General features: G+C 60.0%; 7 protein-coding genes. All 7 read right to left on the reverse strand.

All coding sequences use genetic code 11. The annotated features are described in order from the left end of the window. Positions 1-228 precede the first annotated feature (228 nt). On the reverse strand, positions 229-924 hold the full coding sequence (locus tag VK725_RS17540; RefSeq protein ID WP_325319351.1) for a response regulator: 696 nt from the start codon (positions 922-924) through the stop codon (positions 229-231). After that, a complete protein-coding gene (locus VK725_RS17545; protein ID WP_325319352.1) occupies positions 921-3,578 on the reverse strand; it encodes a sensor histidine kinase KdpD in 2,658 nt (885 codons plus the stop codon). Before VK725_RS17545 ends, VK725_RS17540 begins: the two co-directional genes overlap by 4 nt. A gap of 217 nt (positions 3,579-3,795) precedes the next feature. Beyond that, positions 3,796-4,374: a potassium-transporting ATPase subunit KdpC gene (kdpC, locus tag VK725_RS17550; protein ID WP_325319353.1), complete on the reverse strand. Its 579-nt coding sequence runs from the start codon at positions 4,372-4,374 to the stop codon at positions 3,796-3,798. 10 nt (positions 4,375-4,384) lie between these two features. Beyond that, a complete protein-coding gene (locus VK725_RS17555; RefSeq protein ID WP_325319354.1) occupies positions 4,385-5,869 on the reverse strand; it encodes an outer membrane beta-barrel protein in 1,485 nt (494 codons plus the stop codon). A gap of 63 nt (positions 5,870-5,932) precedes the next feature. Then, positions 5,933-6,136, reverse strand: coding sequence for a hypothetical protein (locus VK725_RS17560; RefSeq protein ID WP_325319355.1), 204 nt, complete (start codon positions 6,134-6,136; stop codon positions 5,933-5,935). A gap of 12 nt (positions 6,137-6,148) precedes the next feature. Then, positions 6,149-8,221, reverse strand: coding sequence for a potassium-transporting ATPase subunit KdpB (gene kdpB / locus VK725_RS17565; protein WP_325319356.1), 2,073 nt, complete (start codon positions 8,219-8,221; stop codon positions 6,149-6,151). Between the two features lie 35 nt (positions 8,222-8,256). Continuing rightward, positions 8,257-10,059 carry a potassium-transporting ATPase subunit KdpA gene (gene kdpA / locus VK725_RS17570; RefSeq protein WP_345786050.1) on the reverse strand — a complete coding sequence of 601 codons (1,803 nt, stop codon included), beginning with the start codon at positions 10,057-10,059 and terminating at the stop codon, positions 8,257-8,259. Between the last annotated feature and the right edge of the window lie 18 nt (positions 10,060-10,077).

Raw genomic sequence — 10,077 nt, forward strand, 5'->3', positions numbered from 1 at the left:
GTATTTCAGCGTGGTCCGATATATCGCCGTTGCGCTTCTCCCTAAATTCCACACGTTGCTTGTCACCCTCATGGCCGGCAGCTACATGTGGAGCATTACGAACAGGGAAGTTTCTTTCGTTCGTAGCGCGCTAAGATCCTTGAGCGAGTTTGCAATGCCAGTGTCATTCCATCCCCGGTAGCACACGTTGCCGGGGATTTTTATGCGCGACGGTGTGGCAGCGTGTCGTCAGCCGCCTGGCAGAAATCGATAACCCACGCCGGGCTCGGTTTTCAGCCATCGCGGTGTCGTGGGGTCATCGCCGAGTTTTTGTCGAAGCTTGCCGAGCACGATGCGCAGGTAGTGGGTGTCCTGCACGTGCGTGCCGCCCCATATTTCGCGCAGCAATTGTTGTTGACTGACCACGCGGCCGGCATGGCGCACGAGCATCGCGAGCACCGCGTATTCCTTGCGCGTCAGTGCGAGCGGCGCACCATCGAGCATCACTTCGCGCAATCCCAGGTCGATATGCAGATGTCCATCATCGTAACGCGGCGGTGCCTCGGCATTGCCAACACGATTGCGCATCAACGCGCGCAGTCGCGCCATCAGCTCCTGAATGCCGAACGGCTTGGTCATGTAATCGTTGGCGCCCGCGTCCAGCGCCTTCACCTTTTCCTGTTCCGTGTCGCGCACGGAAAGCATCAACACGGGTACTTGCGTCCACTGACGCAGTTCGGCCAATACATCGTGCCCTTCGCGATCGGGCAGGCCGATATCCAGAATAACCACATCCGGATCGCGCGTTGCTGCCAGAGCCAGACCTTCGGCAGCATTGGCGGCAAGCAGCACGTCATAGCCCTCGGCACGCAAACCGATATCGAGAAATTTGCGGATCTGCGTCTCGTCATCGATGACCAAGGCGCACGGATTGGCAGCAGTCATGGGGTCGGCGGTGTGGGCAATGGCAGGCTGATGCGAATGGTGGTCCCAACGCCCTCACCAGGCAAGGCTTCCACGCTGCCGCCGTGTGCGCCGATCATGCCGCGGCAGATTGCCAGGCCAAGGCCGGTGCCTTGTGGCGCGCGGTCGCCGCGGGCGACGGAATAGAACATGTCGAAGATGCGCGCGCGTTCTTCTTCCGGAATGCCGGGGCCGCGATCGACGACGTCGATAAACAAACGGTCGCCTGCGACACGCACCAGCACACGCACGGCTTCGCCCGGCGGCGAGAAACGCGCGGCGTTCTCCAGAATGTTGAACAGCGCCTGCTCGATCAATGCCGGGTGCACAAACAGCAGCACGGTTTCGTTCGGCAGGATGCAATCGACACGCAATTCCGGAAACAGCTTGCGCAAACGGGTCACTGCAGAGGCAACGATCTCCTCGGCATCGGTCCAGTCGCGATTGAGCTTGAGCGTGCCATGGCCTAGGCGTGTCATGTCGAGCAGATTCTGGATATAACGATCCAGACGTTGACCTTCGCCCAGAATCGCGTCGAGCAACTCCTGCCGTTCGCCGGCGGGCAACTGTTCGCCATAACTGGAGAGCGTGCCAGCTGAGCCGATCATCGACGCTAGTGGCGAGCGCAGATCGTGCGATACGGACGAGAGCAGCGCATTGCGCAAACGCTCCGTTTCGCCTTGCACGCGTGCACCTTCCAGCTCCGACGCAAGACGCGCGCGTTCGAGCGCCTGACCGATGTCTTGCACCATCGCCAGCGCCAGACTGCGGCGTTCGATATCCGGTGCACCGCCATTTTCAAAGCGCAGCGCCACGACACCCAGGCGACGATCTTCGCTGCCGAGCGGCAGCATCCAGCAGCGCGCCGCGTTGAGCGTGTCCGTGAAGCGGCCCGCCGGTTCGGCGTGTTGTTCGCACCATTCTGCTGCAGCGAGATCCTGCGCAGTCAGTTTCAATTCGGGATTGCTGTGCGCGGCAATTTGCAAATGATGTTCGACGTCGCGCGCCAGAATCGCTGCGTCACAGCGCAAGCCGTGCGCCAGCGCAGCAGCACCCACGTCGCGCGCGCCATCCGCATCGGCACTGGCGGTCAAGCGTTGGCCCAGCGTTAGCAATGCGTGCGACTGATCGTGCGCGGCGCGCAACGATTCCACCTGGCTTGCCAGGCGCGTTGCAAGCCGGCTGCAAATCAGCGCGACCGCCAGGAATAGCGTTACTGCCAGCACATCATCGGAGTTGGAGATGGCCAGCGTGTAGCGCGGCGGCGCAAAGAAAAAGTTGTAGCCGAGGAAACACAGGATCGCGGTATACACCGCCACAGCCATGCGTGTGCGAACCGCAACGGTCATCACGGCGGTGAGGAAAATCAGCGCAAGATTGGCGACGGATAGATAGCGGTCGGCGATAAACGCCAGTCCGATGGCAATCGCTGTCACTACGGTCGCAAAAACGTATTCGTCGCGCCGTCCTCTCGCCGGCATCAAGCGTAATCGCCTGCGCGCCTGCGCGCGCTCTGTCGGTGTGGCGACGATAGTCAACTCAAGATGCGCGCCGCGACGCAGCAGCTGCTGCGTCAGCGAGCGTCCGACCATGCGCGCCAGCAGGCGCTCGCGCGTGCGGCCGAGAATGATTTGGCCGACGCCTTCGCGGTCGGCGTGCAAGAGCAGTTCGTCGGCAATCGCATGTCCGCGCAATACGGTTGCGTCGCCGCCAAGACGGCGCGCGAGGCGCATCGCGGTATCGACACGCTCCCGCCGCGTGCTGTCCAGCGTTGCCCCCGTATCGACGAAAACAACGCTCCACGGTGCACCGCGCCGCTCGGCGATACGTCGCGCAATGCGCACGAGATATTCGCTTTGCGCATGCCCGTCGATAGCCGCCATGACGCGCCTGCGCACCGGCATCGCACCGCCGCGCGCCAGCATGTGTTCGCGCAGATCGCTATCGACATGGCCAGCAACGGTATCTACTGCCAGCTCGCGTAATGCACCGAGATTGGTCGGCGAGAAGAAGGCATCGAGCGCCGCGGCAGCCGTTTCCGGCATGTAGACCTTGCCTTGGCGCAAACGTGCAATCAGTTCGCGCGGTGGAAGGTCGACCAGCACGATATCGCGCGCGCGATCGAGAAACGCATCCGGTACGGTTTCGCGCACCGTAATGCCAGTGATGCGCCGCACCTGATCGTTGAGACTTTCCAGATGCTGCACATTGAGTGCGGTGTAGACCTCGATACCTGCATCGAGCAATTCGGCGATGTCCTGCCACCGTCGTTCGTGTCGACTGCCGGGTACATTGCGGTGTGCGAGTTCGTCGACCAGCAGAATGTCTGGCTTGCGCGCGAGCGCGCCATCGACATCGAACTCGGTGAAATCGCGACCCTGATAGCTTAAAACCAGCCGCGGAAGAACTTCGAGGCCTTCGAGCAATGCCGCCGTTTCGACGCGGCCGTGCGTTTCTACGAGGCCGATTACCACATCCACGCCCTGACGCTTCAACTCGCGTGCAGCCGAAAGCATGGCGTAGGTCTTGCCTACGCCGGGTGCTGCTCCAAGGAAAATTTTCAGGCGGCGATGGCTATCTTCCTGTACGACATCGAGCAGGGCATCGGCGCGCGCTTCACGGGACGTTTCGGTCATGGGCAGTCGTTGAGTTACCGATGCCGGACATCATGCGCGCAATGGTTTGCGAATGCGACTGTCTTTCCTTCTGTCATCGCAGACGGTTGGAATCCAGTAGCGATGCAGCAGGAGCTTTTTAGAGATCACGTCAAAACACTGGACTCCGGCTTGCGCCGGAATCGTGGCAGAGGAAAGTCGCCTTCCTTGGCGTTGTGACATCGTCGGAAATGCCATCTCAATGTGCCTGCTGGCCATCCAGTGCGAGATTCAACTGCAGAACATTGACGCGCGGTTCGCCAAGCAAACCCAGCTGGCGACCCCGTGTGAACTGCGCCACCAGTGTCTGCACTTGCTGCTCGCTCAAGTGACGTATGCGCGCAACGCGTGCCACCTGATACTGCGCCGCCGCAGGGGTGATTTCGGGATCAAGACCGCTGCCCGATGCCGTGACCAGATCCGCCGGCACCGGCGCGGTATTGCCCGGATCGGCCTTACGCAGTGCATCGATGCGCTGCTGGACGGCATCGCGCAACGCAGTGTTGGTCGGGCCCAGATTCGAACCGTTCGACGCGGTGCCGTTATACGGCTGTGGCGTAGTGGCAGACGGACGACCCCAGAAATACTTGGGGTCGTCGAAGTTCTGCCCGATCAGTTCGGAACCGATCGGCTTGCCATCGCGTTCGATCAGGCTGCCGTTGGCCTGGTGCGGAAACAGCACCTGCGCCACGCCGGTGGCGACCATCGGGTAGATCAAGCCGGTGATGATGGTCATCACCACCAACATGGTTAGTGCATTGCGAATCAACCGGCTCATGCTTATCACCTCAATAGTGCAGGATCGCGTCGATCAAGGCGATCGTCTGCGAATACTTTTTGCCGTTGTTGTAAGCGGGGAAATCGTACGCGCGGTCGTAACGTATTTCCGGACGAATTTCCAGATCTGATGTCACCCAGTGCGTCAAGCCGAGAGTATGGCTGGAGTAGCGTGTGGCGAACCCGGTGCGCTGCCCCTGAGCGTCGTCGTAGAACTCGTTGCGGAACGAGATCATGTTGCTCGCGTTCAACTCGACGTTGAAATAGTTGACGATACCGTAGGCAGGATTGATGCCGATGGGAAAAGGCGGCGCATCGCCAAGGGCGTAACCTGGCACACCCTCTGGGGCACCCGGCTGGTCCTTGACGTAAATGTAGTAGGCCTCGGTGAGCATATGAATGTTTTTAGTAAACCGATGGCCCCAAGTGGTGACGAATTCTTGGAGGTTGTTGTAGGTCTGCTTGTCACCGTTGTAAGACTCGATGCAGGGGTAAAGCATGTCGTTATTGGAATTGGATACCCAGCGCACACAAGCCTGCAGGCTGGGGCGGCTGGTGCTATTCCACGGTGCCGAATCGTCACCGCCATGCACGCCTAACTGCAGCGTCCAATTGTTGTTGAGCTTGGTGGTGGTGATGATGCCGACGTTCGTATATGCGTCCACCGTGTATAGGATCGAGTGCGTCACCAGGTAATTTTCCGGTGAGAACTGCGCCTCAATATCCGGCAGCGACAGATAACGACCAGCCGTGATCTGCATGCCTTGAGCAACCCACGGGATATACAGGTCAACGTACCAGATCATCGGATCGTCGCCGTTGACCTTGCCCTGCAGGGGTTCATTCGCGGTGGGGTTGTTCAACAGCTGGTTGCTGAAGACACCCTTCATCGTGGTGTAGTGATAGTCGTATCCGTACAGGTTATCGAAATGGAAGCCCCAGTCGATATGGTCGGTCTGTACCGTGTCGGGCAGGCGCTCGATACGGAACAGGAACTGGTCTAGCTCCAGCTTGTTGGGAGTCGTGGCGTAAGACACGGGATAGTTGGTGAAGTTGGACGTGCTGAGATTGAAGGATGGATTGATCCAGCCGTACGTCTCGATGCGATTGCGCTGCATCCACTGACCCAGCTTGGTACAGCCGAGCGCTTTTTCGAGCGGATAGTTATTGTTGGTGTCGGGCACGCCAATAGGTGTGTCGACACCGCCAAGCTGCCATTCGGAGTTCGGAAAGGGCGCCGAATCGAATGGTGCATCCATCGCACGACGCGGCGGGGTTGGAGCATTCGGATCAGCGGGCTGCGCGTCTTCACGATAGGCGCTGATCAAGCGCGAGAAGAAACCGCGGCTGCAATCGCTACTTTCAGCCACGACCGGAGATGCCGGCATGTTGCTAACGGGCATGCTGCTGACGTTGGTCGATTGCGCCAACACCTGCTGCGACAGCGGCGCGGCAGCTAGCAGGATAGAGGTGACAAGAGCCTTCTTGACGTACATAACTTCCTCTCAAACGAGTCATTACTGGGCCGGCGTCGCCCAGTAGCGACACCGAATTTTTTGTCAGATGCCGGCGTAACCGCCAAGCACGTATTCGTCTTCTGCCGTCGTCGGCGCTTCGGAAGCTGTCGCGGTGCCTCCCCTGGGCTGGCCGCGTACCGGAAGTTCTATCACTACATCGCAGTCGGAATCATTTGACGTGACACGTAATTCCATTTGCGGATGATCAGCATCGGGTAACGAGACGGACAGTTTCACGGTTTGCATAACAACGCCTCCTCAGGCGAGTCCAAACAGGACCAACAGCATGTCGATTAACTTGATACCGATGAACGGCACTACGATGCCGCCCAGGCCGTAGACCAAAAGATTGCGGCGCAGCAGCGCACCGGCGCCGAGTGCGCGGTACTTCACGCCCTTGAGCGCCAACGGAATCAGGAAAATGATGATCAGTGCGTTGAAGATCACCGCCGACAGAATGGCGCTCTGCGGTGTCGCCAGCTTCATCACGTTCAGCGTGTTCAACGCCGGATAGGTGGTGGCAAACGCCGCCGGGATGATCGCGAAGTATTTGGCCACGTCATTGGAGATCGAGAAGGTGGTCAGCGAGCCGCGCGTGATCAGCATCTGCTTACCGATTTCCACCACTTCGATGAGCTTGGTCGGATTGGAATCCAGATCCACCATGTTGCCGGCTTCTTTCGCCGCCTGCGTACCGGTGTTCATCGCAACTGCAACGTCGGCTTGTGCGAGTGCAGGGGCGTCGTTGGTGCCATCGCCGCACATGGCGACCAGGCGGCTTTGTGCCTGCATGGTGCGAATCAGCTTGAGCTTCGCTTCGGGTGTGGCTTCGGCAAGGAAATCGTCGACACCGGCCTCGGCAGCGATGGCTGCAGCGGTGAGAGGATTGTCACCTGTCACCATCACGGTCTTGATGCCCATGCGGCGCAGTTCCGCGAAGCGCTCTTTGATGCCGCCCTTCACGATGTCTTTCAGCTCGATCACACCCAGTGCGCGGTCGCCTTCGGTGACGATCAACGGCGTCGCGCCGCGGCGTGCGATGTCTTCGGCCATGCGCTTCACAGGCGCCGGAAGATGACTGTTGAGACTTTCGAGATAGCGTTCCACGGCATCCAGCGCGCCTTTGCGAATGCGGCGTTCGCCCATGTTCACGCCACTCATGCGCGTTTGCGCGGTGAACGGAACGAATTCGGCGTGCAGCGATTCCAGTTCGCGCTCGCGCAGGTTGAAGCGCTCCTTCGCCAGCACTACGACGCTGCGGCCTTCCGGCGTTTCATCGGCGAGCGATGCAAGCTGTGCCGTGTCGGCCAGGCTGCGCTCTTCAATGCCCGGCGCCGGGTGGAATGCAACGGCCTGACGGTTGCCAAGCGTGATCGTGCCGGTCTTGTCCAGCAGCAACACGTCGACGTCGCCGGCGGCTTCCACCGCACGACCGGATGTCGCGATGACATTGGCGCGGATCATGCGATCCATGCCCGCAATGCCGATGGCCGAGAGCAGTGCGCCAATCGTCGTGGGAATCAGGCAAACCAGCAGCGCAACCAGCACGGTCAACGTGATCGGATTGCCCTTGCCCGCCACTTGCACGCTGTAGATGGAGTAGGGCAGCAGCGTAGCGCAGGCCAGCAAGAAGATCAGCGTGAACTTCGCCAGCAAAATGGTCAGCGCGATTTCGTTCGGCGTCTTGCGACGCGACGCGCCTTCCACCATCGCAATCATGCGATCGAGAAAGCTTTCGCCCGGGTTCTTGGTGATCTTCACCACCAGCCAGTCCGATAGGACGCGCGTACCGCCGGTCACCGCGCTGCGATCGCCACCTGCTTCGCGGATCACCGGTGCGGATTCGCCGGTGATCGCGCTTTCATCGACGCTCGCTGCACCGACGACCACTTCACCGTCGCCGGGAATTTGCTCGCCCGCTTCCACCAGCACGTAGTGGCCGGTCCGCAATTCGCTCGATGGCGTGAACACGATGGCGGCATCGCGCTTGGGTTCGGCCAACTTCTTGGCAACGACGTCCTTGCGCGAGCTGCGCAGCGCGGCGGCTTGCGCCTTGCCGCGACCTTCGGCCAATGCTTCGGCGAAGTTGGCGAACAACAGCGTGAACCACAACCAGATGCTTACCCAGAAGATGAACGCGGTCGGCGCCTCACCGTGACCGGCAAGCGCCTGCACCCACAGCAACGTAGTGAGAACGCTACAGACGAACACCACAAACATGACCGGATTGCGGAATTGCAGCCGCGGTGAAAGTTTGCGGAACGCATCCGCAACGGCTCTCCAGATCAGCGCGCGATCGAAGCTGCTAACGGCGTGTGTATTCGAAGTCATGGAATCAGAATTCCTATTCAATCAGCCCGAACGGATCAGTGCGCCGACATCAAATATTCGGCGATGGGACCGAGCGCGAGCGCAGGCAAAAAGGTGAGTGCGCCGACGATGATCACCACACTGGCCAGCAGCGTGACAAAGAGCGGCGTATGCGTAGGCAACGTGCCGGCGGATTCGGGTACATGTTTCTTGGCAGCTACGGAGCCTGCCAGCGCGAGCATGGCGATGGCCAGCGTGTAGCGTGCGAAGAACATGCACACGCTAAGCATGACGTTCCAGAAGGGAATGTTCGCGGAGAGTCCGCCGAACGAGCTGCCGTTGTTGTTGGTCGCCGACGTCACCGTGTAGAGGATTTCACTGAAGCCATGCGCCCCCGGATTGCCTACGGTGGCGGTTGCGGTGGGCGTCATCACGGCGATAGCGGTGCAGATCACGACGAGCGCGCAGGGAATCAGCACGGCAAGGCTCGCCATCTTCATCTCGTACGCTTCGATCTTCTTGCCCAGGTATTCCGGCGTGCGGCCGACCATCAGGCCCGCGATAAACACCGCGACCACCGCAAAGGCGAGCATGCCGTAAAGGCCGGAACCCACTCCGCCGAAGATCACTTCGCCCAACTGCATCAGCCACATCGGAACCAGGCCGCCGAGCGGAGTGAGCGAGTCGTGCATGTTGTTCACCGCACCGCAGGAAGCGGCCGTGGTGATTGCCGTAAACAGACTGCTCGCGGCGACACCGAAACGCGTTTCTTTGCCTTCCATATTGCCGCCGGACTGCAACGCAGAGGCGTGCTGATCGATCGACAGCGAATGCAGAATTGGATTGCCAGACTGCTCTGCTGCCGTCACGCCAATGACCAGCGGAATGAAGATCACCAGCATCGTGGCAAGAATCGCCCAGCCTTGACGCCGGTCGCCGACCATCTGGCCGAAGGTGATGCACAGACCGCCCGGGATCAGGAAGATCGCCAGCATTTCCAGGAAATTGGAGAAAGGCGTGGGGTTTTCGTACGGATGCGCGGAGTTGGCACCGAAGAAACCGCCACCGTTGGTGCCCAGCATCTTGATCGCAATCTGCGAGGCAGCCGGACCCATCGGAAGGGTCTGCGTGGTGGTCTGAGCAGGTTTTGTTTCCGGATTGCCAGAGGCATCTTTGACCGGATTGCCAGCCGCGTCAGTGACCGGTTGGGTGTACGAGCTGGTCTGCACCACTGGCACGTCCACATACGGCTTCAAGTTCTGGATCACGCCCTGCGAGACAAGCAGCATCGCCAGCAGGAACGAGAACGGCATCAGCACATACAGTGTGGTGCGCGTCAGATCGACCCAGAAGTTACCGATGCCCTTCGTCGTCTTGCGCGCAAAACCGCGCACCACGGCGATCAGCACAGCGATGCCCGTCGCTGCAGACAAGAAGTTCTGCACCGCCAGCGCGGCCATCTGCGTGAGATAGCTCATCGCCGATTCGCCGGAATAAGCCTGCCAGTTGGTGTTGGTGATGAAGCTGATGGCCGTGTTGATCGACAGATCCGGCGACAGTGCCGGGAAATGCTGCGGATTCAACGGCAGCCACTGCTGCGTGCGCTGGAAAACGTAGACGGCAACCATGCCGCACACATTGAAGACGAGCATGGCGATGGCGTACTGCTTCCAACCCATGTCTTCATCGGCTTTGACGCCGCAGATGCGATAGATGAAACGCTCCACGCCGCCGCCCAGGCGGGTGACGCGATTGGGTTGATCGGCAAACACATGGGTCATGTATATGCCCATCGGTTTGACGAGCAGCAGCAGGACAACCAGATACACGCCGAATTGGATGAAATCGTTGGCAGTCATTCGAACCACTCCGGTTTC

This window comes from Dyella sp. (assembly GCF_035486915.1).
In the GTDB taxonomy this organism is placed as follows: Bacteria; Pseudomonadota; Gammaproteobacteria; order Xanthomonadales; family Rhodanobacteraceae; genus Dyella_B.

Bases quoted from the DNA above. Each gene is read 5' to 3' on its own strand.
- VK725_RS17540 (WP_325319351.1), bottom strand. From the start codon at position 924: ATGACTGCTGCCAATCCGTGCGCCTTGGTCATCGATGACGAGACGCAG.
- VK725_RS17545 (WP_325319352.1), bottom strand. From the start codon at position 3,578: ATGACCGAAACGTCCCGTGAAGCGCGCGCCGATGCCCTGCTCGATGTC.
- kdpC (WP_325319353.1), bottom strand. From the start codon at position 4,374: ATGAGCCGGTTGATTCGCAATGCACTAACCATGTTGGTGGTGATGACC.
- VK725_RS17555 (WP_325319354.1), bottom strand. From the start codon at position 5,869: ATGTACGTCAAGAAGGCTCTTGTCACCTCTATCCTGCTAGCTGCCGCG.
- VK725_RS17560 (WP_325319355.1), bottom strand. From the start codon at position 6,136: ATGCAAACCGTGAAACTGTCCGTCTCGTTACCCGATGCTGATCATCCG.
- kdpB (WP_325319356.1), bottom strand. From the start codon at position 8,221: ATGACTTCGAATACACACGCCGTTAGCAGCTTCGATCGCGCGCTGATC.
- kdpA (WP_345786050.1), bottom strand. From the start codon at position 10,059: ATGACTGCCAACGATTTCATCCAATTCGGCGTGTATCTGGTTGTCCTG.